The organism is Mycobacterium sp. PS03-16, from assembly GCF_004570325.1.
Classification (GTDB): Bacteria; Actinomycetota; Actinomycetes; order Mycobacteriales; family Mycobacteriaceae; genus Mycobacterium.
In genome coordinates this window covers 16,759-42,691 of sequence record NZ_SPQO01000006.1, presented here as the reverse complement: position 1 = coordinate 42,691, position 25,933 = coordinate 16,759, and the positions used below count along the sequence as shown (strand labels likewise).

Genomic DNA, 25,933 nt, shown 5'->3' with positions numbered 1-25,933 from the left:
ACGCAAACCCACTGATCCGATTGACCGACGTCGACAGGAAAGTAGGACCCCACCACCATGGCGCGTATCGGAGACGGCGGTGACCTGCTGAAGTGCTCGTTCTGTGGCAAGAGTCAGAAGCAGGTCAAGAAGCTCATCGCCGGTCCCGGCGTGTACATCTGTGACGAGTGCATCGATCTCTGCAACGAGATCATCGAAGAGGAACTGGCCGACGCCGATGACGTGAAACTCGACGAGCTGCCCAAGCCCGCCGAGATCCGCGAGTTCCTCGAGAGCTACGTCATCGGACAGGACACCGCCAAACGCACGCTGGCCGTCGCGGTCTACAACCACTACAAGCGCATCCAGGCCGGCGAGAAGTCCCGCGACTCGCGCTCCGAGCCGGTCGAGCTGACCAAGTCCAACATCCTGATGCTCGGCCCCACCGGTTGTGGGAAGACCTACCTGGCGCAGACGCTGGCCAAGATGCTCAACGTCCCGTTCGCGATCGCCGACGCCACCGCGCTCACCGAGGCGGGCTACGTCGGTGAGGACGTCGAGAACATCCTGCTCAAGCTGATCCAGGCCGCCGACTACGACGTCAAGCGCGCCGAGACCGGAATCATCTACATCGACGAGGTCGACAAGATCGCCCGCAAGAGCGAGAACCCGTCGATCACCCGCGACGTGTCCGGCGAGGGCGTGCAGCAGGCGCTGCTGAAGATCCTCGAGGGCACCCAGGCCTCGGTGCCGCCGCAGGGCGGTCGCAAACACCCGCATCAGGAGTTCATCCAGATCGACACGACGAACGTGCTGTTCATCGTGGCCGGCGCCTTCGCCGGACTGGAGAAGATCGTGTCCGACCGGGTCGGCAAGCGCGGCCTGGGCTTCGGCGCCGAGGTGCGCAGCAAGGCCGAGATCGACACCCAGGACCACTTCGCCGAGGTCATGCCCGAGGACCTGATCAAGTTCGGTCTGATCCCGGAGTTCATCGGCCGTCTCCCGGTCGTCGCCTCGGTGACCAATCTGGACAAGGACTCGCTGGTCAAGATCCTCTCGGAGCCGAAGAACGCGCTGGTCAAGCAGTACACCCGGCTGTTCGAGATGGACGGCGTCGAGCTGGAGTTCGCCGACGACGCGCTCGAGGCCATCGCCGACCAGGCCATCCACCGCGGCACCGGCGCCCGCGGCCTGCGCGCGATCATGGAGGAAGTCCTGCTGCCGGTGATGTACGACATCCCCAGCCGCGACGACGTCGCCAAGGTCGTGGTGACCAAGGAGACCGTCGACGACAACGTGCTGCCGACGATCGTGCCGCGCAAGCCACCGCGCAACGAGCGCCGCGAGAAGAGCGCCTAGCCCGGTCTCTCGCGACGTTCAGTGCACAAGCGCGGCGTCGGGCGTCCCCTTGAGGAACCGGTCCGGCAACGCGTACTTGTGGATGGCCCGGAACGTCTGGAAATACTGCCGGGGTAGCGGGCCCGTGGTGTAGGGCAGGTCGTACTCCGCACACAGCGCCCGCACCCGCCGCGCGATCTGGGCCAGCCGGTTGCTCGGCAGGTCCGGGAACAGATGGTGTTCGATCTGGTAGCACAGGTTGCCGCTCAGGAACGCCAGCACGGCGCCGGCGTGGAAGTTCGCGCTGCCGAGCATCTGCCGTAGGTACCACTCGCCGCGGGTCTCCCCGTCGAGGACGACGCGGTCGAACTTCTCCGCGCCGTCGGGGAAGTGCCCGCAGAAGATGACCACGTAGGCCCACAGGTTGCGCAGCACATTGGCCGTGGCGTTGGCCGCGAGCGTGCGCCGGAAACGCCGCCCACTGAGCGCGGGCAGCAGGAGGTAATCCTTGCTCAGTTGCCTGCCGACCTTGGCCGCCAGCTCCCGGCCGCCCTTCGAGCCGCCGGCGAGCAGTGCGCGGTCGCGCGCCGCGTGCAACCCGTGCAGCGCGATTCCCCACTCGAATATCAGCGCCAGCAACAGATTCCGCAGCGGCGACACCAGATAGTCCGGTTTCCACTCCTGGTCGGGGGATACCCGCAACACGCCGAAACCCAGGTCGTCGTCCACGCCGATGACGTTGTTGAACACATGGTGGGTGTAGTTGTGCGAGTACCGCCACTGCGACGACAGCCCGGCCATGTCCCACTCCCACGTGTTCGAGTGGATCTCGGGATCGTTCATCCAATCCCACTGACCGTGACCGACGTTGTGTCCGATCTCCATGTTCTCGATCGACTTGGCGGTGGCGAGCGCGACGGTACCCAGCAGCCAGGTCGCACGGCTACGGCTGCGGTGCACCACGATCCGCGCCGCCACGTCGAGCAACCGCTGCGCGCGGATGGTGCGGCGGATGTAGGCGGCGTCACGCGCGCCCAGCGAGGCTTCGACGTCGGCACGGATGGCGTCGAGCTCTGCGGTCAGCGTGTCGACGTCTGCGTCGCTCAGGTGCGCGTAGGCCGCGACCCTTCTGATTGCCACGTGAATCCCTGGGGTCGTCGGCTGGTGTCACCCAGCCTACCTGCGTGGCGGTCCCCCGATTACGTCGCGACGATCTCGTCGCCGCGCACGGTGACCGCCCGCGGCCCCAGGGGCTTGGTGGCCGGCCCCTTGGCCACCGATCCGTCGAGGTTGAACCGGCTGCCGTGGCACGGACAGACGATCTGGCCGTCGACCACCTCGGACACTGTGCAGCCGGCGTGCGTGCAGGTCGTCGACAATCCGGTGAAGGTGCCTGCGGTGGGCTGGGTGATCACGGTGTCGCCGACGATCACCCCCGACCCCACCGGGACGTCCGCGGTGGTGGTCAGCGCGTCGGGCTGGGCGGCACCGCCGGCCGGCGCTTCGGCCGTCGGTTCCGGCTTCTTGCCGTAGGTGGTGCAGGCGGCCAGCACCGCGGTGACCATGCCGAGTCCCGCGCCGATCACCACGTGGCGCCGGGGCGCCCGCACCGAATGCATCCGCATCGAGTCGCCTTTCTCTCACACCGTCAGGCCGCTGGTCTGGAAGAACCACAACGCGGACGTCAGCCACACGTAGACGAGGCTGAAGAACAGCACCCCGCCGACGAGGGGAATGATCCACGGCCGCAGCCGCCGATGGGTCAACAACAGCATTTTCGTCACGAAGACGCCGTAGAAGAAGCATCCGAACAGCGAGTGGAACAGCACCCGGGTGTCGGCGCCGGAAACGCCGAGCGCGTAGAGGCAGTGCACGGCGACCGGAACCGTGACCAGGACCGCCAGCCGACCCGACCAGACGTGCGCCGTGGCTGTCCAGCGCGGCGCGGCGCCACGCGGCCACAGGCGGTACATCGCGAAAGCGGAGATCAGCTGGAACACGGCCAGCGCGACGGCGACCGTCGCGAGCCAGGATTTGACGGCGGTGCCGCTGGAGAATCCTGCGACGTTGACCGAGAAGAACCGCGGTTCGTGAAGCGTCCCGAACGCGCCGAGGGCGACGGCGACCAGGGCACCGGCGACGACGGCGAACGCCAGCGCGACATCGCCGCGGTGCCGGGCGGGCAGTCGCACCGTGTCAGGAGCCATAGCTGCTCCCGACCGGAGCGGCGGAGAAGGTCCACCGGCTGTCGGCGACCTGCAGCGTGCCGTTCAGGCCCGCGTCGGTGAGCCGGGCGTCGAGTGTGCTGGTGCCGTCGGTGTTGGCCAGGTGCACAGCGCCGGCGGCCACCTGACCGCGCAGCCACACCTCGGTGCCGCGGTTGTCGCAGGCGTAGGCGCGCGCCCGGTCCCCGTCGACGCTGAGGTCCACGGCCAGGGTTCCGTTGCGAGTCGGGATGTCGGCGAGATACCGCGCCTGCTGCGGGAAACTCCGCGGTGCCTCGACTTCTGGTTCAGCAGCAGCCGGGACCGCGGTGGTTGCCGCTACGGTCGCCGGTGCGGCGGCACCGGATTCGTGGGAGACGTTGGCGAGCCAGATGCCAGCGCCGGCGCAGGCCACCGCGGTCAGGGTGAGGATCGGGCCGGGGTTCTTCATGAGGTGTGCTCCTGGTGGGTGTGGTGTCGGGTAGGGGTGGGAGGCAGAACGGGTCGGCACACGAATAGCGGGTCATCGGTGCACCACCCGGACGCGTTCGGCGACGACCTCGTCGACGAGCGCGCCGATCTCGGCGACCCCGTCGCGGCGGGCGAACGCGGCCTCCAACCGTCGGGCGTTGGCGAGGTAGCGCCCGTCGTCGAGCACCGCGCGCACCGCGGCGCGGACCGCCGCGGGCGACGGGGTGCCCGTCTTGAGGTTGATGCCCGCACCCGCCCACGCGACGCGGGCGGCGACCTCGGGTTTGTCTTCGGTGTTGCCGGCGACGACCAGCGGCACCCCCGACGACAGGGCGCGCTGCACGGCCCCGTAGCCGCCGTTGGTGACCATCACGTCGACCATCGGCAGCAGGATGTCGTGCGGAAGGAGCTCCGCCACATGAGCATTCGGCGGCAGGGCGGTGCCGATCTCGGTGACGGCGCGCCCGCCCGTGGTGGCCACGACCACGACGTCCTCGTCGGCGAGCGCCTCGAGGGTGGGCAGCAGCAGCCGGCCCAGGTCCGCATTGTCGATGGTGCCCTGGGTGACGTGCACGACGGGCCGCCCACTGTCGAGCACGCCCCACCAGTCCGGTGCCAGGAACGACTGGGTGCGCGCCGGGTGGACTGCGCCGACGTAGCGCACATGCGCCGGCAGATCGCTACGCGGATAGTCGAAGTCGGGGACCGTGGGCACGATGAAGCGGTCGGCGAGAACTCCGGCGTCGGTGAGGAACATGGGCAGCGCCGGGCTGTTCATCCGGTGTAGCAGGTCGTCGGCGGCGGACTGACTGCCGCGCAGCAGCACCTTGTGGGTGAGCGCGGTCAGCACCCGGTTGCGCACCCGGCCCAGCGGCGTCGACGACGGCGCCATCCCCAGTCCGCCCGGCGCGGTGTCGCGGCTGCTGAGGAACAGCGGTGTGGTGGTGTAGGTCAGGATGGGCGGTCGCGAGTGGGGATCGCCGAGCAGGAACGGCAGGATCCCGAAGAACGCCGCGTCGGCGATGACGGCGTCGTAGCGGGTCTCGGCAAACGCCTCGGCCAGCGCGGCGGCCTGATGGGGCATCGGCGCCACGAAGATGTTGGTGATGTCGAAGTTCACCCGCCGGATGCCCGACGTGCCTTCCCGGCCGGGAAACAGTGCGTTCAAGCGGGTTTCGTCGATGTCGGTCTGTGGCGGCAGCGCGCGGGGCCGTGCCCCGGCCGACCGGATCAGGTCGGCGCGGGCCGCCGAGGTCAGCACGGTCACGCGGTCGCCGCGGTCGATCAGACCGCGAGCAAGGTGCAGCAGCGGGCCGATGTGGCCGATGGGGGACATGGAGGCGATGAGGATTTCCGGCATGGCGAAAATGCTCGCCGTACGTGTGTCCCGGAGCTTGGAGGTTGCGTGGAGATCCGGTGGAGATCAGCGGCTGACGCGGTCGGGCCGCGTGTAGACGTTCATCGACGTCCCGCGCAGGAACGCCACCAGGGTGAGACCCGATTGCGCGGCGAGGTCGACGGCCAGCGACGACGGTGCCGACACCGCGGCCAGCACCGGGATACCGGCCATCACGGCCTTCTGGGTCAGCTCGAACGACGCCCGGCCGCTGACCAGCAGTACGGTACCCGTGAGCGGGATGCGGCCGTTCTCCAGCGCCCAGCCGATCACCTTGTCGACCGCGTTGTGTCTGCCGATGTCCTCGCGGACCACCAGCATCTCGCCGTCGACGCTGAACAGTGCGGCGCCGTGCAGCCCCCCGGTGCTGGCGAACACCTTCTGGGCGGCGCGCAGCCGGTCCGGCAGTGCCGACAGCGTGTCGGCGGCGACCACCGTGGGATCGTCGCCGGGGCCGTGCCTGCTGATGAGCCGGACCGCGTCCAGTGACGCCTTGCCGCACACCCCGCACGACGAGGTCGTGTAGAAGTTGCGGCGCACGTCGGTGCCCGGCGGCGGCACGTGCGGCGCGAGGGCCACGTCGAGGACGTTGTAGGTGTTGACGCCGTCGGGCCCCTCGCCGCGGCAGTACCGCACGGTCAGCACGTCGTCGCGGTCGCCGATGACGCCCTCGGTGAGCAGGAAGCCCTGAGCGAGTTCGACATCGGAGCCGGGGGTGCGCATCGTGACGGTGAGCGGCTCACCGCCCACCCGCAGCTCGAGTGGTTCCTCGACCGCGAGTGTCTCCGGGCGCGCGACCACGTCGGCGGCCGTCACGTGGTGCACACGTCTGCGTGCGGTGACCCGGCCCATGTGTCCAGCCTAGGCGGGGACGTCGATGAGCTGCACGACCCCGTCGGTGACTCCGGCCACGAACAGCCGGCCGGTGGTCGCGTCGACGCCCACCGTGTAGGGGTTCCGCACGGTGGGCAGCCGCCGCACCTCCCGCGGCGTGGTGTCGGCCATGTCGTACCCCACCACCTCGTTCGTGCCCGAGGAGGCCACCCACAGCCGGTCGCGGGTCGGGTCGTAGGCGATCCCGTACGGGCCGCCGGGCTGGGCCACCGAGCCCACTTCACGCGGCGCCGGCAGGGCCGTGAACACCCGCACCGCGTCGCCGCGGGTGTCGGCGGCGATCAGCCGGCCGTGCCGGTCGGCGACCAGGTGGGTGGGTCCCGCACCGGCGGGTGTGGCGCCGACGATGGTCAGCGCCTGCGCGTCGTAGACGGTGAGGTCGTTCTTGCGGACGTCGAGCAGGCCCATCGCGTCGCCCACCGGCGCCAGCCCGGCCGGCTGCACGCTGTCGGTGAACACCTTGACGATGGCGTCGCCGCGCACCGCGGCGACCGTGCCGCCGAGTTCGTTGGCCACGAACACCGTGCCGTTGGGCGCCTGCGACGCATCGTGCGGGACGGTGCCGGTGATGATCTGCGATTCGGCGCGACCGCCGGGCAGCTGCACACGCAGCAGCGCGTTGGCGCTCTCCACCGGCACCAGCACGGGTCCGCCGGGTGCGGCGAGTTGCAGGTGGCGCACGAAACCGGGCAGGGGCGTGCGACCGGTGATCCGGCCGGTGTCGGCGTCGAGCAGCACCAGTTCGTTCGGATCGCGCGTGGCGACGGCGACGGTGCGGGTGACGGCGTCGACGACGATGCCCTCGGGCGCGCGGCCGACGGGCACGGTGCGGCCGGGCACCGGATCGGTCTGTGCCGGTGCGCGTTGCGGCTCGGCCGGTGGGGGCAGGTCGGCGTCAGGGGGACGGGTCCCTTCGGTCGGCACCCCGCTCGGGAGCAGGCCGGTGGTGGTCGGGGTGGCCGCCGGCGCCGGACCGGATGGCTGGGCGGGCTGGCTGCAGCCGCTCAGCATGGCGACGGCGACCAGCGGTGCGAGCCAGCGCTTCATGCGTGGCGACTACCCGGCACGCTCCGACGGGACGCGGGTGGGCGCGCACCGTAAGAAACTAGTCAGGCCGGGCCTGCAGATAGGTGACGATCGCGTTGGTCAGCCCGGTGCGCGCCAGGTCCAGGTCGGAGTAGGTGCCCAGCTGGCGTTCGGAGGTGATGCCGCGCATCGCGCCGGGGATGAAGGCGGCGACCTCGCGGATGCGCTGTGGGTCCACGTCGACGTCGGCGAACGCCTGTTGACAGGCCTCGATCCAGCTCCGACCCCAGGACGCCAGCTCGGCGGCCGTCTTCGGATACGTGCGCTCCAGTTCGCCGCTGTCGCGGGGCAGCGCCCGGCGCAGGGTTTCGATCGCCCGCGAGTCGGGCGCGGTCAGGCCTTCGTAGAGGGTGTCGATGATCGTCGCCACCCGGGTGCGCAGCGGGGCCTCGCGGTCGGGGCGCATCGGCAACTCCCCGCGTCGTTCGGCGGTGCGGCGCAGCACCGCCGCCCACAGTCCGTCGATGTCGCCGAACTGGTACTTCACGGCTCCCCACGTGGCGCCGGCGTCCTTGGCGATCCGGTTGGCCGAGGCCGCGGCGGCGTCGCCGGTGGCCAACGCACGCAGCGCCGCGTCGAGCATGCCGTCGCGCGTCGCCTGCCCGCGCCGGTTGGGCCGCCGCGTCGTCTCCACCACTTGACGAATCGTAGAGGCCTCTGTGATTCTCGTGCAATGGCCAAGCCGCCACTGTCCATGACGCCGACGGGCTGGTTCCAGGTCGCGTGGTCCGACGAGGTCGGCGTCGGAGACGTCCACGCGATGAAGTACTTCGGCGAGGAGATGGTCGCCTGGCGGTCGAAGTCGGGGCGGGTGACGGTGATGAACGCCTACTGCGAACATCTCGGGGCTCATCTCGGCTTCGGCGGTCACGTGGTCGGCGAGGTGATCCAGTGCCCGTTTCACGGCTGGCAATGGAATGCCGAGGGCCGCAACGTGTGCATCCCGTATGAGAGCAGGCCCAACCGCGGCCGTCGCATGACGACTTATCCGGTGGTCGAATGCAATTCGTCGATCTACATCTGGCACGACACGCTGGGGCGCGCGCCGTTCTTCGACGCGCCCGACGTGTTCGCCTCGTTCGACGACGGCCGCAGTGCGGACGACTACTATCCGCAGCAGCGCCTGTTCGAGCAGGGCCACGAGATGCACCCGCAGTACGTGCTCGAGAACGGCGTCGACTTCGCGCATTTCAAGTACGTGCACCAAACGCCGATCAACCCGATCTTCACCCGCCACGACTTCGCGAACCCGGTGGCGCACGTCGACTTCACGATCACGTTCGAGGGCGACGACCAGCAGTCGATCGACGATGTCCGCAGCGGTGTCGAGGCCATCAACGGCGGGCTCGGCATCGCGGTGACCAAGAGCTGGGGAATGATCGACAACCGCACGATCTCGGCGATCACCCCCGTCGACGACCGCACCTCCGACGTGCGGTTCATGGTCTACATCGGCAGGACGCCCGGGAACGACACGCCGCGGGCCGCCGAGAAGGCCGCCGAGTTCGGCCGCGAGGTGATCCGGCAGTTCCGCCAGGACATCCACATCTGGAGCCACCAGCGCTACTCCGATCCGCCCGCGCTGTCGGCCTCGGAGTACGAGGGATTCACCGCGATCCGCCGGTGGGCCATGCAGTTCTACCCCGACGGTCGCGGCGGCAGCGCCGCGGACCTGGCCTCGACACAAAAGAAGGGCGCAGCGATATGACATCCCCGCACGAACCGGTCCGGGTGTTCCAGGTCGCGACCGGCAACGTCGGCAGCGAGATGATCAAGCGCATCCGCCACCGCCCGGACCTCGAGCTGATCGGATTGCACTGCTACACACCGGAGAAGGTCGGCCGCGACGCGGGTGAGATCGTCGGCCTCGACCCGATCGGGGTGACCGCCACGGGCACGGTCGACGAGATCATCGCCGCCCGCCCTGACGTCGTGACCTTCCACGGCGTGTTCCCCGACGAGGACCTCTACGTCACGGTGCTCGAGGCCGGCATCGACATCGTCACCACGGCGGACTGGATCACCGGCTGGCACCGCGACACCAATCACCCGCACCCGTCGGGGAAGCCGGTCAGCCGACTGCTGGCCGAGGCCTGCGAGAAGGGCGGGTCGACGTTCTACGGCACCGGGATGAACCCCGGGGTCAACCAGATCCTCGGCGTGGTCTGCTCGGCCGACGTCGCCGAGATCGAGAACGTCACCACCATCGAGTCCGTCGACGTGTCCTGCCATCACAGCCGCGACACCTGGATCGAGGTCGGCTACGGCCAACCCGTCGACGATCCTGCCATCCCCGGCAAGCTGGAGAAGTACACCCGCGTCTTCGCCGACAGCGTGCTGATGATGGCCGACTGCTTCGGCCTCGACCTCGACGAGGTGGCGTTCAGCTACGAACTCGGCGCCTGCACCAAGGACGTCGACCTCGGCTGGTACCAGCTGCCCAAGGGGTCACTGGGCGGCAACTACATCAAGTACCAGGGCATGGTCGACGGTGTGCCGCGCGTCGAGACGCACCTGGAATGGCAGATGACCCCGCACACCGATCCCAGCTGGGACATCAAGGGCTGCTACATCACCCAGATCAAGGGTGACCCGTGCATCTACAACAAGCACATGATCTTCCCGAAACCCGGTGTGGACCTGTCCGATCCGGCGAGCTTCGCCTCCATCGGCATGACCGTCACGGGTCTACCCGCGCTCAACGTGATCACGTCGGTGGTGGCCGCCCCGCCCGGGCTGCTCACCAGCGCCGACGTCCCGCTGCGCGGATTCGCCGGCCGGTTCAGGGACGTGCGGCCAGCTCGACGCTGACCCGCTGCCCGGTGCCGAGGGACTCGACGGCGGCCGCGCAGACCGCGGCGGCGGCGTAGCCGTCCCACGCGGTGGGCCCGTCGACATAGGAGCCCGCGGCGGCGCCGCGGCGCACGGCGTCGACCCAGCACTGCACCTCGATGTCGTAGGCGGTCGCGAAGTGTTCCCGGAAGCCGGGGGTGACCCGGCGGCCGATGGTCGTGTTGCCGTGCTGGCCGACGATCTCGGTGCGCACCTCGTACCCGACGCCGGTGGTGACGAACACCTCGGCGTCGACGTGGGCGCCGCTCGCGGTGGCGAAGATCGCGATCTGCGGATCCTGGATGCCGCGCGGGGCACCGGGATTCGGCGTCGGCGCGATGATCTGCACCGAGGCGATCTCCTCGCCGAACAGGAACCGCGTCACGTCGACCTCATGGGCCAACGAGTCCTTGACCACCATCGCCGAATCGAAGCTCGGGGGGACCGAGGGATTGCGGTGCACGCAGTGCATCACCAGCGGACGGCCGAGTTTCCCGGCGTCGAGGAGGTCCTTGAGCTGCCGGTACTCCGGGTCGAACCGGCGCATGAAGCCGACCTGGATCAGCGGCGCCGCACGCGCGGCCTCCCGGCGGACCACCTCGAGCGCCGAGGCCGGATCGGTGGTCAGCGGCTTCTCGCACAGCACGGGCTTCCGGTGCTCGAGGCAGGTCAGCAGCTGTGGTTCGTGCACCGGGCCGGGGGAGGCCAGCAGCACCGCGTCGACGTCGTCGGCGGCGATGGCCGCCACCGGGTCCGGCTCGACCCGCGCGCCGGGGGCCATGGCCGCGACCTGCGCGGCGCGCGCGGCCGAGACGTCGTTGACCACGCTGACCCGCGCGCCGGTGATCCGGTCGGTGATCCGCGCGACGTGGTCGGCACCCATCACGCCGACCCCGACGACCGCGATCCGCAGCTCGGGGTCCGGGGTCACTCGGCCGGCCCGAGCAGTGGGCGCTGCACCTGCTTCCACTGCGCGTAGGTCTCGTGCGCGGTGCGCGTCGACTCCAGCGCCGAGGTCTGGCTGACCGGCACGTCCCACCAGGACTGGCTGTCGGGGGCGTAGATCGTCGGGTCGGTCTCGACGTGGATCACCGTGGTGCGTTCACTGGCCTTGGCCACCTTCACCGCGTCGGTGAACTCGGCGGCGGTCGCGACGCGGATCACGTCGGCGCCCAGGCTGGCGGCGTTGGCGGCCAGGTCGACCGGCAGCTTGTCACCGTCGAGGCGGCCGTCCTCCCCGCGGTACCGATAGGACGTGCCGAACCGTTGCGACCCCAGCGATTCCGACAGCGACCCGATCGAGGCGAACCCGTGGTTCTGCACCAGCACCACGATCACCTTGAGGCCCTCCTGCACGGCGGTCACCAGCTCGGTGGCCATCATCAGGTACGAACCGTCGCCGACCATGACGAACACGTCGCGGTCGGGGTCGGCCATCCGCACCCCGATGCCGCCGGCGATCTCGTAGCCCATGCAGGAGTAGCCGTACTCGACGTGGTAGCCCTTGGGATCGCGGATCCGCCACAGCTTGTGCAGGTCGCCGGGCATCGATCCGGCCGCGCACACCACGACGTCACGCGGCTCGGACAGCGTGTTGGCCAGCCCGATGACCTGGTTCTGGTTCAGCGCGGAACCGTCCTCGGCGACCCGGTAGGCCGACGCCACCGTCTCATCCCATTCCCGGGCCAATTCGCGTGTCCGCGAATGGTAGTCGTCATCGACCCGGTAGCCGGCCAGCGCCGCGTCGAGCGCCTCGATGGCCTCGCGGGCGTCGGCGACCACCGACAGGCCGCCCTGTTTGACCGAGTCGAGCGAGGCGACGTTGATGTTCACGAACCGGACACCGGGGTCGTTGAACGCGGTGCGGCTGGCGCTGGTGAAATCGCCGTAGCGGGTGCCGATCCCGATCACGACATCCGCGTCGGCGGCCAGCGCGTTGGCCGCGGTGGTCCCCGTGGAACCGATGGCGCCGACCGACTGCGGGTGGTCGTAGGCCAGCGCACCCTTGCCGGCCTGACTCTGGCCGACCGGGATGCCGGTGCGTTCGGCGAAAGTGCCCAGCGCCTCGGTGGCGCCGGAGTAGATGACGCCGCCGCCGGCGACGATGAGGGGCCGGCGGGCGGAGCGGATGATGGCGGCCGCCCGTTCCACCATGGCCGGTTCGGGCAGTGGGCGGGCGACGTGCCAGGTGCGTTCGGCGAACAGGGCTTCCGGCCAGTCGAACGCCTCGGCCTGCACGTCCTGCGGCAGCGCGATGGTCGCCGCGCCGGTCTCCACCGGATCGGTCAGCACCCGCATCGCGCCGATCAGCGCCGACGGCAACTGTTCGGGCCGCCACACCCGGTCGAAGAAGCGCGACACCGGTTTGAAGCAGTCGTTGACGGTGACCTCGGCGTCGTGGGGGAGTTCGAGTTCCTGCAGCACCGGTGCGGCGACGCGGGTGGCGAACGTGTCCGACGGCAGCAGCAGCACGGGGAGCCGGTTGATGGTGGCCAGGGCGGCGCCGGTGACCATGTTGGTCGAGCCGGGGCCGATGCTGGCCGTCACCGCCCACGCCTGCAGGCGGTCCTTCTGCCGGGCGTAGGCGACCGCGCTGTGCACCATGGCCTGCTCGTTGCGGCCCAGCACATAGCGCAGCCCGGGTACGGCGGCGGTCACCTCGGCTTCGAGCAGCGCCTGCCCGAGGCCGGCGACGTTGCCGTGGCCGAAGATGCCGAAGCAGCCGGCGAAGAACCGGTGCCGCTGCCCGTCACGTTCGACGTACTGGTTGGCCAGGAACCGCACGCAGGCCTGCGCGACGGTCAGCCGAACGGTCGGTTCGGCGTGCGGGGCCTTGAACGCAGATGCTTTGGAAACCACCGTCATTCTCCTCGTAGGGGCAGTCGCGGATCGACCTCCTGGGATTCCCAGGAGCCGCGCAGCCAGGCGTGTTCAGGGTCGTCGACGATCCGCCAGGCGCGTTCGGCGCCCGGTCCGGCCATCACGTTGAGGTAGTACATGTGGTATCCGGGCGCGGCGACCGAGGGGCCGTGGTAACCGTGCGGCACCAGCACGACATCACCTGTGCGGACCTCTTCGAGCACCTCGATCGGCCGCTGCGGGGTGCCGTACACCCGGTGGTAGCCGAAGCCGCGGGACCCGTCCGGGCCGGCCTGGATTTCGAAGTAGTAGATCTCCTCGAGCTGTGATTCGACCGGCGACTCCTCGTCGTGTTTGTGCGCCGGATAACTCGACCAGTTGCCGCCGGGGGTGATCACCTCGCAGGCGATCAGCGAGTCGGCCTCGAAAACTCCTGCAGTGCCGAAGTTGTGCACCTGCCTGCTGCAGTTGCCCGCGCCGCGCAGTTCGACGGGCACGTCCGCGGCGGGCACCCGCCGCACCGGCAGCGCACGCCGGGCGCGGGCGCCGCAGATCGCGAAGCGGCCCTCGCCGTGCAGTGTGTATCCGGTGTCGACGCCGACGTAGACCATGTCGGCGGGCCCGTGGAACACCGAGGCCCGGGGGGACAGGTCGTACTTCTCACCGGCGCACTCGACCGCGCCGCCCCCGGCGAGCGGCAGGATCATGACCTCGGTGTCGCCGGTGTGTGATTCCAGCGGTCCGTCGAGTTCGACGACCCGAAGGCTCGATTCGCTCCAGCCGGCGGACTCGGGCGTGACGTCGACCGTGTAGGGGGCCGTGGCGCTGCGCGCGGGAATGTAGTACTCGCTGTTCATTGCCTCACCTCACCATCGCCACGGCGGTCGCCACCGCGGAGCTGACATCGTCGTCGGGCGGATAGAGCAGGGTGCGGCCGACGATCAGCCCGCGCACCGACGGCAGCGCCAGCGCCTTCTCCCAGCTGGCGAACGCGGCGTCCGGGTCGGTGGGGTCGCCGCCGAGCAGCAGGGTGGGCAACGTCGTCGCGGCCATCACGCGGTCCATCTCGTCGACCACCGGCAGTTTCATCCAGGTGTAGGCCGACGTCGAACCGAGACCCTGGCCGATGTGGATCGACTTGATCACCGCGTCGGGGGTGAGGTCGTTGCGGACCTTGCCGTTGACGCGGGCCGACATGAACGGCTCGACCATCGCGATCAGTCCGCGCGCGGCCAGCGCGTCGACCGCGCGGGCGCAGGCCTCCAGGGTGGCCACGGTGCCGGGATCGCCCAGATCGATGCGGCACAGCATCTTTCCGCCGTTCATCCCCGCGGCGGCGGTGGCTTCCGCGGTCGCGGCGGTCATCCGGTCGTCGAGCTCGAAGCCGGCGCCGGCCAGGCCGCCGCGGTTCATCGAGGAGAACACGACCTTGTCGTCGAGCGCGCCGAGCAGCAGCAGGTCGTCGAGGATGTCGGAGGTGGCCAGCACCCCGTCCACCCCCGGGTCGGCCAGCGCGGCGCGAAGCCGGTCGAGCAGATCGGTGCGGCTGTTCATCGCGGTTGGCTTGGCGCCGACCGCGAGCGCCCCGCGGGCGGGGTGGTCGGCCGCGACGATCATCAACCGGCCGTCCCCGCGGACGGTCGGGCGGGGAACCCGCTGCTGCCACGCGGTGGCGATCGCGGCGGGTTCGGTGGCGCGCAGTTCGGTGATCTCGGCGTAGCTGCCGCAACGGATGTCAGACATTGACCGCTCCCACCGCGGTCTGTTCGGCCAGTGCCGCCACCTCGGCGGCGGTGGGCATCGCGGTCGAGCATTCCAGCCGCGACGCGACGATCGCGCCTGCGGCGTTGGCGTAGCGCAGTGTCTTCTCCAGCGGCCAGTCGTGCAGCAGACCGTGGCACAGACTACCGCCGAACGCGTCGCCGGCCCCCAGGCCGTTGACCACGTCCACCTCGTTGGGGGACACGGTGACCGAGGAGTGCCGGGTTTTGCCGAGCACGCCGCGCGGGCCCTGTTTGACGATCGCGAGCTCGACGCCGAGGTCGAGCAGCGCATCGGCGGCCCGGTGCGGATTGGTCTCGCCGACCGCGATCTCACACTCCTCCCGGTTGCCGACCGCCACGGTGACGTGGGCCAGCGCCTTGCGGACCTGTTCGGTGGCCGCGGCGGGCGAGGACCAGAACATCGGCCGGTAATCGAGGTCGAGCACGGTCAGCGGCCTGCGTTCACGGATCTGCCACGCCGCGAAATGCGCGCTGCGGCTGGGCTCCTCACTCAGGCCGGTCACCGTCGACCAGTACAGCCGGGCGCCGCGGACGGCGTCGGCGTCGATCTGATCGGGCCGGACCTGCAGGTCCGGGGCACTCGGCCGGCGGTAGAAGTACAGCGGGAAGTGGTCCGGCGGGAAGATCTCGCAGAACGTGACCGGCGTCGGGTAGGTGTCGTCGGTCGCGACGAACCGGTTGTCCACGCCGAGGCGGTCCAGCTCGTTGCGGACGAAGACGCCGAAGGGGTCGGCGCCGACGCCGGAGATCAGCGCGGTGCGCTCACCGAGGCGGGCCGCGGCGACCGCGACGTTGGCTGCACTGCCGCCGAGGAACTTCCCGAACGATTCGACGTCTTCGAGACCGCGGCCGATCTGCAGCGGATAGATGTCGACGCCGGATCGCCCGATGGCGAGGACGTCGAAGGTGGGGGTGGGGGTCACTGGCGCGCTCTTCCGCGGTAGGGGACGACTGCCATCGACTGTGCCTCTGGGCCGTCGTCCATGTCAAGACTTTGTCCTGACATTCTAACTTTCAATCATGCGGTGTTAGTATTCCGCTACTTCCCAGGTTCGGTCCAACGCGAGATCGGAGTCGACGTGCCCTTGACGGTGGAGCTCGACCGGTCGAGCCCGGTGCCGCTGTACTACCAGCTGGCCCAGGCGATCGAGGCCGCCATCCGCAACGGCGAACTCGCCCCCGGCGACCGGTTCGAGAACGAGCTGGCGCTGGCCAAGCGGCTGACGCTGTCGCGGCCCACCACCCGGCGCGCGATCCAGGAGCTCGTGGACAAGGGTCTGCTGGTGCGCAAACGCGGGGTGGGCACCCAGGTGGTGCAGAACCCGGTGCACCGGCGGGTCGAATTGACCAGCCTGTTCGACGATCTCGCGCGCGCCGGCCAGGAGCCGTCGACGCAGCTGCTGGACTACCGCCGCGGCCATCCCGACGAGGACGTCGCCCGGGAACTGTCCATCCCGGCCGACCGCGAGGTCGTCTCGATCCACCGGCTGCGGTGCGCCAACGGTGAGCCGCTGGCGGTGATGACCAACCACCTGCCCGCCGACCTCGCTCCGGATGCCGAGGAACTCGAACGCCACGGCCTCTACCAGTCACTGCGCGCGCGCGGCGTGCACATTCGGTTGGCGCGCCAGCGCATCGGCGCCAAGGGCGCCACCCGCGCCGAGGCGCGGTTGCTCGAGGAGAAGGCCGGGGCGCCGCTGCTGACCATGTCCCGCGTCGCCTTCGACGACTCGGGTGCCGCGGTCGAGTTCGGCGTGCACTGCTACCGGGCGTCGCGCTACTACTTCGACACCACGCTGGTCGACCGTTAGCGGGGGCGTCTCACCGGAACGCCGCGCGGAACGCCTCCACCGCGGCCACCGAATCGCCACGGGCCCATGCCTCGAGGCCGATGGTGCCGCGATAGTCCATGGCGCGCAGAGCTTCCGCGATCGCCGGGTAGTGGATCTCGCCGGTGCCCGGTTCGCACCGCCCCGGCACGTCGGCCACCTGGATCTCACCGATCGCGTCGCCGCACCGGCGCACCAGTTCGACGAGGTTCCCCTCGCCGATCTGCGCGTGGTAGAGGTCGAGCATCATCTTGACGCGAGGATGGCCCACCCCCTCGACCAGCGCGAGCGTGTCCTTCGCGCGAGCCAGCGGGACTCCGGGGTGGTCGACGATGGTGTTGAGGTTCTCCAGGCAGAACGTGACGCCGGCGGCGTCGCCGAGTTCGCCGATGCGCTCGAGCGCGCGCAGCGCCGAGGTCCACATCGCGCCGGTGCTGCGGTGACGCGGCCGGGCCGCGCGGCCGTCGACCAGTTCGGCGGTGTGCAGGTTCAGCCGTGGAACGCCCAGTGTGCGAGCGGCTTCGATGCTGAGCGCGGCGGTGCGCACCACCTCCTCGGCGCCCTCGCGATCGATCAGGTCGCCGTGCAGGTACCCCGTCATCGACGAGAACCGTGCGCCGGTGGCCGCCAGCGCCCGCAGGTCCTTGTCGTGCCAGCTCCAGATCTCCACGGCCATGCCGAGCTCGTCGATGCGGCGGGCGCGTTCGGTGATCGGCAGGTCGGTGAACACCATCTCCGCGCACACCGCGAGATCGAAGTGGTCCATTGCCGTCCTTTCCGTCCGGTGCCCGGACCCTAACATTTGACTTGCAGTCCTAATGTCCGAACAAAGTGTTGACTTTCGCGTGTGAGCCGTATTACATCGTCGACAGAAGTGTGTCCTGAGCGATGGAGGAGATATGAGGTTCAACCGGTTGGTGACGATCGCCGGGGCGGGCGTGGTGGCGCTGGGGCTCGCATCGTGTTCCAGCACCGGCGGGGCGCCGCAGGAGTCGGGGGAGGGGTCCGGCGGCGGCACCGTGGACACACCCCGGATGACCATCGCGATGATCACGCACGAAGTGCCCGGTGACTCGTTCTGGGATCTGGTGCGCAAGGGCGCCGAGGCCGCGGCCCAGAAGGACAACATCGAACTGCGCTACTCCAACGACCCGGAGGCGCCGAACCAGGCGAACCTGGTGCAGACCGCGGTCGACAGCGGCGTGGACGGTATCGCGGTCACCCTCGCGAAGCCGGATGCGATGCAGGGCGCGGTGAAAGCCGCCGAGGCCAAGGGTATCCCGGTCGTGGCGTTCAACGCCGGCATGGACGCCTGGAAGGAGATGGGCGTCAAGGAGTACTTCGGTCAGGACGGTTACATCGCCGGGCAGGGCGTCGGTGACCGGCTGCGGGCCGAGGGGGCGACCAAGGCCGTCTGCGTGATCCAGGAACAGGGTCACGTCGACCTCGAAGCGCGCTGCGCCGGTGTGCAGAACACCTTCCCGGCCACCGAGATCCTCAACGTCAACGGCAAGGACATGCCGTCGGTGGAGTCGACGATGACGGCCAAGCTGCAGCAGGACCCCGCGATCGACTACGTCGTCACCCTCGGTGCGCCGTTCGCGCTGACCGCCGTGCAGTCGGCCAAGAACGCCGGCAGCACCGCCAAGATCGGCACCTTCGACACCAACGCCGCGCTGGTCGATGCCATCGAGGGCGGCGACGTGCAGTGGGCCGTCGACCAGCAGCCGTACCTGCAGGGTTACCTGGCGGTCGACTCGCTGTGGCTGTACCTGAGCAACGGCAACGTCATCGGCGGTGGGGCGCCGACGCTCACCGGACCCGCGTTCATCGACAGCTCGAACATCGAGGCGGTCGCCGAATACGCCCGCGGCGGGACACGATGATGAGCGCTCGGGCGAAGAACGGACGGCACTGATGAGTACCAATGTCGACGTCGCCGGCCACACCGTGGTCCGCGACGAACGTGTCAAGGAGCGGAACCGCCTGCAGCGCTTGCTGATCCGCCCCGAGGTCGGGGCGGGGATCGGCGCCATCGGGATCTTCGTGTTCTTCCTCATCGTGGCGGGGCCGTTCCGGGAGGCGGCGTCGCTGGCCACCGTGCTCTACGCCAGCTCCACGATCGGCATCATGGCGTGCGGCGTCGCGGTGCTGATGATCGGCGGGGAGTTCGACCTGTCGACCGGTGTCGCGGTGACGTTCAGCTCGCTGGCGGCCTCGATGCTGTCCTACAACCTGCATCTCAATCTGTGGGTGGGGGCGGCGCTGGCGCTGATCATGGCCCTGGCGGTGGGGTTCTTCAACGGATTCCTGGTGATGAAGACCAAGATCCCGAGCTTCCTCATCACGCTGAGCACGTTCTTCATGATCGCCGGCATCAACCTCGCGGTCACCAAACTGGTCGCCGGTCAGGTCGCCACCCAGAGCGTCAGCGACATGCAGGGCTGGGACTCGGCGCGCACGGTGTTCGCGTCGTCGTTCACCGTGCTGGGAGTCGATGTCCGCATCACCGTGGTGTGGTGGCTGCTGTTCACCGCGGTGGCGACGTGGGTGCTGTTCAAGACCAAGGTGGGCAACTGGATCTTCGCGGTCGGCGGTGACGCGGACAGCGCTCGGGCCGTGGGTGTTCCGGTGACCAAGGTCAAGATCGGGCTGTTCATGTTCGTCGGCTTCTGTGCCTGGTTCGTCGGCATGCACCTGTTGTTCTCGTTCAACACCGTGCAGTCCGGCCAGGGCATCGGCAACGAGTTCTTCTACATCATCGCCGCGGTGATCGGCGGTTGCCTGCTCACCGGCGGGTACGGCACCGCGATCGGCGCGGCCATCGGCGCGTTCATCTTCGGTATGACCAACCAGGGCATCGTCTACGCCGGCTGGGACCCCGACTGGTTCAAGTTCTTCCTCGGCGCGATGCTGCTGTTCGCGGTGATCGCCAACAACGCCTTCCGTTCCTACGCCGCCAAGAGGTGACCGGAGTGACTGCAACTGTGGAACGTCCAGAACACGACGCACCGTCGGGCGGTAAGGCACCGCTGGTCGAACTGCGCAATGTCGGCAAGACCTACGGCAACATCGTTGCGCTCAAGGACATCTGCCTGCGGGTGCATGCCGGCGAGGTGACCGGGATCCTGGGCGACAACGGGGCGGGCAAGTCGACGCTGATCAAGATCATCTCGGGGTTGCATCAGCAGACCGACGGTGAACTGCTCGTCGACGGCAAGCCGACGCGGTTCGCGTCACCGGCCGATGCGCTGCGCAGCGGCATCGCGACGGTGTACCAGAACCTGGCCGTCGTACCGCTGATGCCGGTGTGGCGCAACTTCTTCCTGGGCCAGGAGATCCGCAGGAAATCGTTCCCCTGGTCGCTGGACGCCAACGCGATGCGGGCCACCACGCTGTCCGAACTGCACAAGATGGGGATCGACCTGCCCGACGTCGACGTGCCGATCGGATCGCTGTCCGGCGGCCAGAAGCAGTGCGTGGCGATCGCGCGGGCGGTGTTCTTCGGCGCCCGGGTGCTGATCCTCGACGAGCCGACCGCGGCGCTGGGCGTCAAACAGTCCGGCGTGGTGCTCAAGTACATCACCGCGGCCAAGGAGGCCGGGTTCGGCGTGGTGTTCATCACCCACAATCCGCACCACGCGCACATGGTCGGTGACCACTTCGTGCTGCTCAACCGCGGCAGGCAGAAGCTCGACTGCACCTACGACGACATCTCGCTCGAACACCTCACCCAGGAGATGGCCGGCGGCGACGAACTCGAGGCGCTGTCGCACGAACTGCGCGGCGGCCGGGGCGCCTGACGGCGAGTTCGCCGGTAATTCACCGGGTCGACGCCCACGCGGCGGGCGCGTGGGCGTGCCATCAGGCCGGAAATCTGCACAATGGGTCTCATGGACGGTGGAAACACGCCGGGATGGCGCGACCCGCTGACGGTGGGGTGGCGCGCGCACCGGCAACTGCTGATGCTGCGGTTGCGCTGGCATGAGCGCCGCGACGCGCGTTCGGCCTTCAGCCGCCGGGTCTAGCGCGGGCTGAGTCCGGCCGCCTGGTAGGCGGTGTCGATGTAGTCCATGTTCTCGACCGCGTCGACCAGGTCGATGGGCAGCGGACGGCCCCGCTCGACATGCGCTGCGAAGGCGTCGAGTTGGTAGGTGTACGACGGCCGGGTGCCGCCGTGTTCCACCGTGTCGCCGGCGTCGGTGCGGATGGTGATCCGGTCGTCTTCGTGCGGCTTGATGAAGTTGTGCACCAGCACTTCACCCCTGGTGCCGGCGATCCGCAGCGTGAACGAGAAGTCCTCGGCCACCATCGAATTCGCGGACAGCCCGGTCGCCCCACCGGGATAGGCCACCTCGACGTCGCAGCAGGCGTCCACGCCGGGGGCGCGCTGTTCGGCCCGGGCCCGCACGATCGCGGGGTGGCCGAGGCGGCGCAGGAGGTGCAGACCGTAGCAGCCCAGGTCCATCAGGGCACCGCCGGCCAGGTCGAGCGACCACCGCGGGTCGTCGTCCTGCGGGGCGGGCATCGCCATCCGCACCTCGGCGTGCACGAGCTCGCCGAGCGTCCCGTCCGCTGCGAGGTCCAGCGCGCGCCGGGTCACCGGGTGGAACAGGTAGTGGAAGCCCTCCAGGACCGGCACGCCGGCCGCCGTCGCCGCGTCCGCGACGCGCTGCGCCTCGGCCCGGTTGCGGGCGAACGGCTTCTCGGTGAGCACCGGCTTGCCTGCGGCGACGGCCGCCAGGTTCCACGGCGCGTGCAGGGCATTGGCCAGCGGGTTGTACACCACGTCGACCTCCGGGTCGGCCACCAGCTCGGCGTAGGTGGGCACCACCCGCTCCACGCCGTGCGTGGCGGCGAACGCCTCGGCCCGCCGCGGGTCCCGGGCGGCCACCGCGACCAGCCGGTGGCCGAGTTCCCGGGCCGGTCCGACGATCGCGAGCTCAGCGATGCGGGAGGCGCCGAGCACCCCGATGCGCAACGTCATCCGGCGACCGTCACACCGACACGGCGCGGCAGACGTCCTGCAGGTACGCCATGCTGGCCCGCACGTCGCGGACCGGTCCCTCACCGGTCGGCTCGCCGTCGAGGACGGTGTCCTGCTCGAGCACGAACCAGCCGTCGAAGCCGTTGGCGCGCAACGAGCTGACGATGCCCGCGATGTCGACGTCGCCGGCACCCAGCGGCGTGTACATGCCCGCGCGGACCGCATCGGTGTAGGTGATCTCGCCGGCCCGCACGCGCGCGGCCAGCGCCGCGTCGACGTCCTTGAGGTGGGCGTGCGCGACACGGCCGGGCACCTCGCGGGCGAGCGCGACGGGGTCGGTACCGCCGATCAGCAGATGCCCGGTGTCCAGGCACAGGTTGATCCGGGTGCCCGCCAGCACCCGCTCCACGTCGTCGCGGGTCTCGACCATGGTCCCGACATGCGGATGCAGCACCGCGAGCACGCCGCGGTCGGCGGCCAGGGCGGCCAGCCGGTCGAGGTTGGTCAGCAGGGTCGCCCACTGGTCGTCGTCGAGCGTGGGCCGCGCGTCGTAGCCGTCGGTGCCCGTGGCGGCTGCCAGGATGACCAGGTCGGCGCCGCTGGCGATCACCGAGTCGAGCGGCGCCCGCAGGTCGTCGGCCGGGTCGTGGGCGGTGTGCAACACGACCGGGACGAAGGCGCCGACGCTGCGCAGCCCGAAGCCGTCGAGAAGGCGCGCCAGGGTCGCCGGATCGGCCGGAAGGAACCCTTCGGGGCCCAGTTCGGTGGCGGTCAGGCCGACGTCGCGCATCTCGGCGAGGACGCGGTCGGGGGTGAGCTGGTGACCCCAGCCCGGCACCTCGCACACGCCCCACGAGATGGGTGCTCCGGCGATCTTCATCGAGACCTCACTTCCGAGATGGTGACCGGCGCGTGCCGGCGCAGGGATTCGGCGGCGGCCTCGGCCAGCCAGGCGACCTCGACGGCGTCGGCGACGGTGCAGGCGGGTGCGGCGGTGCCGTTGACCACGTCGACGAATGCGCCGAGTTCGGCGCGGAACGCCGCGGTGAAGCGGTCCATGAAGAAGTGGTGGTAGGGGCCGGCGGGAAAGTCGTTGCCGGGGTCGGTGTTCCGCATCGGAGCGCCCTGATCCCAGCCGGCGACGACGGTGTCGTGGAAGCCGTGCACCTCCAGCCGGCAGTCGTAGCCGCGGGCGTTGTACCGGGCGGCCGACACCACACCCAGCGTGCCGTGTTCGAACGTCACCAGCACTGCGGCGGTGTCGACGTCATCGATGTCGCGGAACCGCGGATCGCCCTGCACGCTGCCGGTGGCGTACACCTCGACGGCCTGCTGCCCGGTGATCCAGCGCAGCACGTCGAAGTCGTGGACCGCGCAGTCGCGGAAGATGCCGCCGGACCCGGCAAGGTACTCCATCGGCGGTGGAGCGGGATCCATGGTGGTGCTGCGCACCGTGTGCAGCGGACCCAGCGAGCCGTCGTCGACCGCGCGCTTGGCCGCGGCGAACGCCGCATCGAACCGCCGCTGATACCCGACCTGCACCGGCACCCCGGACCGGGCGATCACCTCGGCGACGCGGGCACTCTCGGCGGCGGTCGCGGCGATCGGCTTCTCGCAGAACGTGGGCAGGCCGCGGTGCACGGCGGCCAGGGTCAGTTCGGCATGCGCGGGCGTGGCCGCGGCGACCACCACCCCGTCGACCCCGGCGTCGAGCAGCTCCTCCACCGAATCCACCGCCCGCGCACCATGTTTGGCGGCGACCGCGGCCACCGCATCGGGCCGCTCGTCGGTGACCACCAGGCTGTCCACGCTGTCCAGCCCGGACAGGGTGTCGACGTGGAAGGCGCCGATGCGGCCCAGGCCGATGACCCCGAGCGTCGTCATGGGATTCTCCGATCGTTGTGGTCGCGCAGGGCGACGTCGAGTGATTCGCAGGACAGGTCCTGGGCCAGTGCCGCGGCCACCACGTCGACCTGACTGGGCGGCGCGAGGCTGCCGACCGGTTGATCGCGGTCGAGGTCGGTGGGGAACGGATAGCCCTCGGCGGTGGCCACGATGACGTTGTGCAGCTCGCCGGCCGGGCGTCCGGCGGCCTTCATGGCGCGCAACGCGGGGTAGACGGCGCGGACCATCGCGGTGCGGTCGAGCGCCTCCATGGCCCGACCGAACGGTGAGGAGATCTGCAGCAGGTTGGCCATGCGGCGGATACCGGCGGAGCGGTTGGCGCCCGCGGCGTGGTAGAGCGCCGGGTTGAAGAACACCGCATCGCCCTTGCGCAGCGGCAGCTGCACGTGGTGGGCGGCGAAGAACTCCACGAATTCCGGGCGCCCGAACGCCAGGTAGCCGCCGGTGAAGCGCTGCGAGTGCGGCAGCAGCATCGTGGGACCGCTCTCGACCGGCATGTCGCAGTGCGCGACCGCACCCTGCAGCGTCAGCGCGGGCGACAGCCGGTGCACGTGGGTGGGATAGTCCGCGAGCTGCTCCGGCCGCACGAACCCGAGGTGGTAGTCGCGGTGCGGAACCTGGGCCGCGCCGCCGGGATTGACGACGTTGACCTGTGAGGTGACCTGGTACACCGGCCCGAGCCAGGCCTGGCACACGCAGGCCAGGACGTCGTTGGCGTAGTAGTCGGCGAACACTGCAGGAGAGTGCAGCGCGAGTTTCTGGGCGGCGTTCCAGACGCGGTCGTTGGCGCCCGGGGCGCCGAAATGGTCACCGGAGGGCGCGGCCCCGGCCCGTTGCGCGGCGATGAGGTCGGTGAACGCGGCCGTGGCGGCGTCGACCACGTGGTCATCGAACGCGCCTTCGACGACCACGACGCCGGGTCCGTCGGCCAGCGCGTGGATGAACTCGGCCTGCACACGGCGCCGGTCGGCGGTGGTCACGGTGTGCGCCGCATAGACCGGCACGTTGTCCCGGATGTCGGCGGCCAGCGGGTGGTCCGCGGCGTCGGTGGCGCGCAGGACCTGGGCGGCGAAGTCCTCGAGGCGCAGGTCCGCCTCGTCGATCCAGGCGCGGGGCCCGGTGGTGGTCGGCAGTGCCATGGGTATGAGTCTTGCTGTGACCGGTGCCGCAATCAACCGCACAAATCCATCAAAAACCCATCAACGGTAGGCTCGGCGGCAGTCACCGGGGAGGGGGTACGGCAGCAGATGGCGCACCGCTACAAGGTCCGCGAGATCGCCCAGCAGTGCGGGTTGAGCGAGGCCACGGTCGACCGGGTGCTCAACGAACGCCCCGGGGTGCGGGAGAACACCCGCGCCGAGGTGCTCCAGGCCATCGCCGACCTCGACAAACAACGAGCCCAACTGCGCCTCAACGGCCGCCGCTACCTCATCGACGTGGTGATGCAGACACCGCGGCGGTTCTCCGACGCGTTCCGCGCCGCGGTCGAGGCCGAACTGCCCGCGTTCGCGCCGGCGATGGTGCGCGCCCGGTTCCACCTCTGGGAGTCCGGGTCCACCGCGCAGATGGTCGACACGCTGACCGGCCTGCGCGGCAGTCACGGTGTCATCCTCAAGGCGCAGGACACACCCGAGGTGGCCGACGCGGTCGACGCACTCGTCGCCTCCGGCGTCCCCGTCGTCACCTACACCACCGATGTGCCCACCAGCCGGCGGAGCGCCTACGTCGGCATAGACAACCACGGCGCCGGCGTCACGGCGGCCTATCTGATGGAACGGTGGCTCGGATCGGGCGCCGGCGACGTGTTGATCACGCTCAGCGCGACGGTGTTCCGCGGCGAGGGGGAGCGAGAGGTGGGATTCCGGTCCGCGCTGCGCCCGACCGGGCGGCACATCGTCGAGGTCAGCGACAGCGACGGGATCGACGCCACCAACGAGCGGCTGGTGCTCGACGCACTCGACCGCCATCCCGGCATCTGCGCGGTGTATTCGGTGGGCGGCGGCAACGCCGCCACCGTCGCGGCCTTCGACCGGCGCGACCGCGAGTGCCGGGTGTTCATCGCCCACGACCTGGACGCCGACAATCGCCGGTTGCTGCGCGACGGCCGGATCTCGGTGGTGTTGCACAACGACCTGCGCGCCGACGCGCGGCTGGCGGTGCGGCTGATTCTCGCCGAGCGCGGCGCCCTGCCGAGCGAGCCGGCGCGACCCGCGCCCATCCAGGTGGTGACGCCCTTCAACGTGCCCGCGTAGTGCTAGCTGTCAGCTACCGATCGGTAATCACGCTCTTAGGAGAATCGCGTTCTCCGGACGTGACGAAGACCACAGAATCGGTGGCGACGACCCGGTCAACCCCGCCGTGAGCAGCGG

General features: G+C 69.9%; 27 protein-coding genes. 9 read left to right on the top strand and 18 right to left on the bottom strand.

Features of this window, described 5'->3' with window-relative positions; all coding sequences use genetic code 11:
* Positions 1-57 precede the first annotated feature (57 nt).
* The gene (clpX, locus tag E4P42_RS07060) at positions 58-1,338 is read left to right on the top strand and encodes an ATP-dependent Clp protease ATP-binding subunit ClpX (protein WP_135124478.1); all 1,281 of its coding nucleotides are present in this window, start codon (positions 58-60) and stop codon (positions 1,336-1,338) included.
* A gap of 18 nt (positions 1,339-1,356) precedes the next feature.
* Here clpX and E4P42_RS07055 read toward each other — a convergent pair whose 3' ends face one another.
* The 8 genes from E4P42_RS07055 to E4P42_RS07020 form a co-directional block, all read right to left on the bottom strand.
* The gene (locus E4P42_RS07055) at positions 1,357-2,457 is read right to left on the bottom strand and encodes a fatty acid desaturase (protein ID WP_135124476.1); all 1,101 of its coding nucleotides are present in this window, start codon (positions 2,455-2,457) and stop codon (positions 1,357-1,359) included.
* Between the two features lie 59 nt (positions 2,458-2,516).
* Complete coding sequence (locus tag E4P42_RS07050; RefSeq protein WP_245233915.1) at positions 2,517-2,942, bottom strand: ubiquinol-cytochrome c reductase iron-sulfur subunit; 426 nt, start codon at positions 2,940-2,942, stop codon at positions 2,517-2,519.
* A 15-nt stretch (positions 2,943-2,957) separates the two neighbouring features.
* Positions 2,958-3,524, bottom strand: a complete 567-nt coding sequence (locus E4P42_RS07045; RefSeq protein ID WP_135124474.1) for a DUF6529 family protein — start codon at positions 3,522-3,524, stop codon at positions 2,958-2,960.
* Entirely contained in the window at positions 3,514-3,972 is a 459-nt protein-coding gene (locus E4P42_RS07040; protein ID WP_135124472.1) for a hypothetical protein, read from the bottom strand. The genes E4P42_RS07045 and E4P42_RS07040 overlap by 11 nt, the downstream gene beginning before the upstream one ends.
* Before the next feature lie 72 nt (positions 3,973-4,044).
* Positions 4,045-5,352 carry a nucleotide disphospho-sugar-binding domain-containing protein gene (locus tag E4P42_RS07035; RefSeq protein WP_135124470.1) on the bottom strand — a complete coding sequence of 436 codons (1,308 nt, stop codon included), beginning with the start codon at positions 5,350-5,352 and terminating at the stop codon, positions 4,045-4,047.
* 63 nt (positions 5,353-5,415) lie between these two features.
* Positions 5,416-6,240, bottom strand: a complete 825-nt coding sequence (fdhD, locus tag E4P42_RS07030) for a formate dehydrogenase accessory sulfurtransferase FdhD (RefSeq protein ID WP_135124468.1) — start codon at positions 6,238-6,240, stop codon at positions 5,416-5,418.
* A 9-nt stretch (positions 6,241-6,249) separates the two neighbouring features.
* Positions 6,250-7,329, bottom strand: coding sequence for a YncE family protein (locus tag E4P42_RS07025; protein WP_135124465.1), 1,080 nt, complete (start codon positions 7,327-7,329; stop codon positions 6,250-6,252).
* A 58-nt stretch (positions 7,330-7,387) separates the two neighbouring features.
* A complete protein-coding gene (locus tag E4P42_RS07020) occupies positions 7,388-7,951 on the bottom strand; it encodes a TetR family transcriptional regulator (RefSeq protein WP_167759398.1) in 564 nt (187 codons plus the stop codon).
* A 90-nt stretch (positions 7,952-8,041) separates the two neighbouring features.
* Between E4P42_RS07020 and E4P42_RS07015 the strand changes: the two genes are divergently transcribed.
* Entirely contained in the window at positions 8,042-9,076 is a 1,035-nt protein-coding gene (locus E4P42_RS07015; RefSeq protein ID WP_135124463.1) for a Rieske 2Fe-2S domain-containing protein, read from the top strand.
* Positions 9,073-10,179 carry a dihydrodipicolinate reductase gene (locus E4P42_RS07010; protein WP_135124461.1) on the top strand — a complete coding sequence of 369 codons (1,107 nt, stop codon included), beginning with the start codon at positions 9,073-9,075 and terminating at the stop codon, positions 10,177-10,179. The genes E4P42_RS07015 and E4P42_RS07010 overlap by 4 nt, the downstream gene beginning before the upstream one ends.
* Here the strand turns inward: E4P42_RS07010 and E4P42_RS07005 are convergent.
* Genes E4P42_RS07005 through iolC form a run of 5 tightly spaced genes read right to left on the bottom strand, consistent with a single transcriptional unit; the run spans position 10,151 to position 15,766 of the window.
* Positions 10,151-11,083, bottom strand: coding sequence for a Gfo/Idh/MocA family protein (locus tag E4P42_RS07005; RefSeq protein ID WP_371286996.1), 933 nt, complete (start codon positions 11,081-11,083; stop codon positions 10,151-10,153). The genes E4P42_RS07010 and E4P42_RS07005 overlap by 29 nt on opposite strands.
* Before the next feature lie 44 nt (positions 11,084-11,127).
* Complete coding sequence (gene iolD, locus E4P42_RS07000) at positions 11,128-13,065, bottom strand: 3D-(3,5/4)-trihydroxycyclohexane-1,2-dione acylhydrolase (decyclizing) (RefSeq protein ID WP_135124457.1); 1,938 nt, start codon at positions 13,063-13,065, stop codon at positions 11,128-11,130.
* Positions 13,062-13,916, bottom strand: a complete 855-nt coding sequence (gene iolB / locus E4P42_RS06995; RefSeq protein ID WP_135124455.1) for a 5-deoxy-glucuronate isomerase — start codon at positions 13,914-13,916, stop codon at positions 13,062-13,064. The genes iolD and iolB overlap by 4 nt, the downstream gene beginning before the upstream one ends.
* A gap of 4 nt (positions 13,917-13,920) precedes the next feature.
* A complete protein-coding gene (locus E4P42_RS06990) occupies positions 13,921-14,802 on the bottom strand; it encodes an aldolase (protein WP_135124453.1) in 882 nt (293 codons plus the stop codon).
* Entirely contained in the window at positions 14,795-15,766 is a 972-nt protein-coding gene (iolC, locus tag E4P42_RS06985; protein ID WP_135124451.1) for a 5-dehydro-2-deoxygluconokinase, read from the bottom strand. The genes E4P42_RS06990 and iolC overlap by 8 nt, the downstream gene beginning before the upstream one ends.
* A 156-nt stretch (positions 15,767-15,922) precedes the next feature.
* Here iolC and E4P42_RS06980 point away from each other — a divergent pair, with 156 nt between their 5' ends.
* Positions 15,923-16,654, top strand: coding sequence for a GntR family transcriptional regulator (locus E4P42_RS06980; RefSeq protein ID WP_135124449.1), 732 nt, complete (start codon positions 15,923-15,925; stop codon positions 16,652-16,654).
* A 10-nt stretch (positions 16,655-16,664) separates the two neighbouring features.
* Here the strand turns inward: E4P42_RS06980 and E4P42_RS06975 are convergent, their stop codons facing one another.
* Positions 16,665-17,438, bottom strand: a complete 774-nt coding sequence (locus E4P42_RS06975) for a TIM barrel protein (protein ID WP_135124447.1) — start codon at positions 17,436-17,438, stop codon at positions 16,665-16,667.
* A gap of 133 nt (positions 17,439-17,571) precedes the next feature.
* Between E4P42_RS06975 and E4P42_RS06970 the strand changes: the two genes are divergently transcribed.
* From E4P42_RS06970 to E4P42_RS27570, 4 genes are all read left to right on the top strand, one after another.
* Positions 17,572-18,558 carry a substrate-binding domain-containing protein gene (locus tag E4P42_RS06970; protein ID WP_135124445.1) on the top strand — a complete coding sequence of 329 codons (987 nt, stop codon included), beginning with the start codon at positions 17,572-17,574 and terminating at the stop codon, positions 18,556-18,558.
* Between the two features lie 31 nt (positions 18,559-18,589).
* Positions 18,590-19,642, top strand: coding sequence for an ABC transporter permease (locus E4P42_RS06965; RefSeq protein ID WP_135124443.1), 1,053 nt, complete (start codon positions 18,590-18,592; stop codon positions 19,640-19,642).
* 5 nt (positions 19,643-19,647) lie between these two features.
* Positions 19,648-20,475 (top strand): ATP-binding cassette domain-containing protein, encoded by an 828-nt coding sequence (locus E4P42_RS06960; protein ID WP_135124441.1) that lies wholly within the window; start codon positions 19,648-19,650, stop codon positions 20,473-20,475.
* 90 nt (positions 20,476-20,565) lie between these two features.
* Positions 20,566-20,700, top strand: coding sequence for a hypothetical protein (locus E4P42_RS27570; protein WP_256371145.1), 135 nt, complete (start codon positions 20,566-20,568; stop codon positions 20,698-20,700).
* Here E4P42_RS27570 and E4P42_RS06955 read toward each other — a convergent pair.
* The 4 genes from E4P42_RS06955 to E4P42_RS06940 are packed head-to-tail and all read right to left on the bottom strand — an operon-like array spanning position 20,697 to position 24,703.
* Complete coding sequence (locus tag E4P42_RS06955; RefSeq protein ID WP_135124439.1) at positions 20,697-21,659, bottom strand: Gfo/Idh/MocA family protein; 963 nt, start codon at positions 21,657-21,659, stop codon at positions 20,697-20,699. The genes E4P42_RS27570 and E4P42_RS06955 overlap by 4 nt on opposite strands.
* A gap of 10 nt (positions 21,660-21,669) precedes the next feature.
* A complete protein-coding gene (locus tag E4P42_RS06950) occupies positions 21,670-22,539 on the bottom strand; it encodes a sugar phosphate isomerase/epimerase (protein WP_135124437.1) in 870 nt (289 codons plus the stop codon).
* A complete protein-coding gene (locus E4P42_RS06945) occupies positions 22,536-23,543 on the bottom strand; it encodes a Gfo/Idh/MocA family oxidoreductase (protein ID WP_135124435.1) in 1,008 nt (335 codons plus the stop codon). The genes E4P42_RS06950 and E4P42_RS06945 overlap by 4 nt, the downstream gene beginning before the upstream one ends.
* On the bottom strand, positions 23,540-24,703 hold the full coding sequence (locus E4P42_RS06940) for a phytanoyl-CoA dioxygenase family protein (RefSeq protein WP_135124433.1): 1,164 nt from the start codon (positions 24,701-24,703) through the stop codon (positions 23,540-23,542). Before E4P42_RS06940 ends, E4P42_RS06945 begins: the two co-directional genes overlap by 4 nt.
* A 108-nt stretch (positions 24,704-24,811) precedes the next feature.
* On the opposite strand from E4P42_RS06940, the gene E4P42_RS06935 reads away from it, so the two are divergent.
* Complete coding sequence (locus E4P42_RS06935; RefSeq protein ID WP_135124431.1) at positions 24,812-25,816, top strand: LacI family DNA-binding transcriptional regulator; 1,005 nt, start codon at positions 24,812-24,814, stop codon at positions 25,814-25,816.
* Positions 25,817-25,933: the final 117 nt, after the last annotated feature.

Bases quoted from the DNA above. Each gene is read 5' to 3' on its own strand.
- E4P42_RS07035 (WP_135124470.1), bottom strand. From the start codon at position 5,352: ATGCCGGAAATCCTCATCGCCTCCATGTCCCCCATCGGCCACATCGGC.
- E4P42_RS07040 (WP_135124472.1), bottom strand. From the start codon at position 3,972: ATGAAGAACCCCGGCCCGATCCTCACCCTGACCGCGGTGGCCTGCGCC.
- E4P42_RS06970 (WP_135124445.1), top strand. From the start codon at position 17,572: ATGAGGTTCAACCGGTTGGTGACGATCGCCGGGGCGGGCGTGGTGGCG.
- E4P42_RS06990 (WP_135124453.1), bottom strand. From the start codon at position 14,802: ATGTCTGACATCCGTTGCGGCAGCTACGCCGAGATCACCGAACTGCGC.
- E4P42_RS06975 (WP_135124447.1), bottom strand. From the start codon at position 17,438: ATGGACCACTTCGATCTCGCGGTGTGCGCGGAGATGGTGTTCACCGAC.
- E4P42_RS07025 (WP_135124465.1), bottom strand. From the start codon at position 7,329: ATGAAGCGCTGGCTCGCACCGCTGGTCGCCGTCGCCATGCTGAGCGGC.
- iolD (WP_135124457.1), bottom strand. From the start codon at position 13,065: ATGACGGTGGTTTCCAAAGCATCTGCGTTCAAGGCCCCGCACGCCGAA.
- E4P42_RS06940 (WP_135124433.1), bottom strand. From the start codon at position 24,703: ATGGCACTGCCGACCACCACCGGGCCCCGCGCCTGGATCGACGAGGCG.
- E4P42_RS07045 (WP_135124474.1), bottom strand. From the start codon at position 3,524: ATGGCTCCTGACACGGTGCGACTGCCCGCCCGGCACCGCGGCGATGTC.
- E4P42_RS07010 (WP_135124461.1), top strand. From the start codon at position 9,073: ATGACATCCCCGCACGAACCGGTCCGGGTGTTCCAGGTCGCGACCGGC.
- clpX (WP_135124478.1), top strand. From the start codon at position 58: ATGGCGCGTATCGGAGACGGCGGTGACCTGCTGAAGTGCTCGTTCTGT.
- E4P42_RS06965 (WP_135124443.1), top strand. From the start codon at position 18,590: ATGAGTACCAATGTCGACGTCGCCGGCCACACCGTGGTCCGCGACGAA.
- fdhD (WP_135124468.1), bottom strand. From the start codon at position 6,240: ATGGGCCGGGTCACCGCACGCAGACGTGTGCACCACGTGACGGCCGCC.
- E4P42_RS06935 (WP_135124431.1), top strand. From the start codon at position 24,812: ATGGCGCACCGCTACAAGGTCCGCGAGATCGCCCAGCAGTGCGGGTTG.
- E4P42_RS06950 (WP_135124437.1), bottom strand. From the start codon at position 22,539: ATGAAGATCGCCGGAGCACCCATCTCGTGGGGCGTGTGCGAGGTGCCG.
- E4P42_RS07015 (WP_135124463.1), top strand. From the start codon at position 8,042: ATGGCCAAGCCGCCACTGTCCATGACGCCGACGGGCTGGTTCCAGGTC.
- E4P42_RS07050 (WP_245233915.1), bottom strand. From the start codon at position 2,942: ATGCGGATGCATTCGGTGCGGGCGCCCCGGCGCCACGTGGTGATCGGC.
- E4P42_RS06955 (WP_135124439.1), bottom strand. From the start codon at position 21,659: ATGACGTTGCGCATCGGGGTGCTCGGCGCCTCCCGCATCGCTGAGCTC.
- E4P42_RS07005 (WP_371286996.1), bottom strand. From the start codon at position 11,083: ATGGGTGCCGACCACGTCGCGCGGATCACCGACCGGATCACCGGCGCG.
- E4P42_RS07020 (WP_167759398.1), bottom strand. From the start codon at position 7,951: ATGCTCGACGCGGCGCTGCGTGCGTTGGCCACCGGCGACGCCGCCGCG.
- iolB (WP_135124455.1), bottom strand. From the start codon at position 13,916: ATGAACAGCGAGTACTACATTCCCGCGCGCAGCGCCACGGCCCCCTAC.
- E4P42_RS06945 (WP_135124435.1), bottom strand. From the start codon at position 23,543: ATGACGACGCTCGGGGTCATCGGCCTGGGCCGCATCGGCGCCTTCCAC.
- E4P42_RS27570 (WP_256371145.1), top strand. From the start codon at position 20,566: ATGGACGGTGGAAACACGCCGGGATGGCGCGACCCGCTGACGGTGGGG.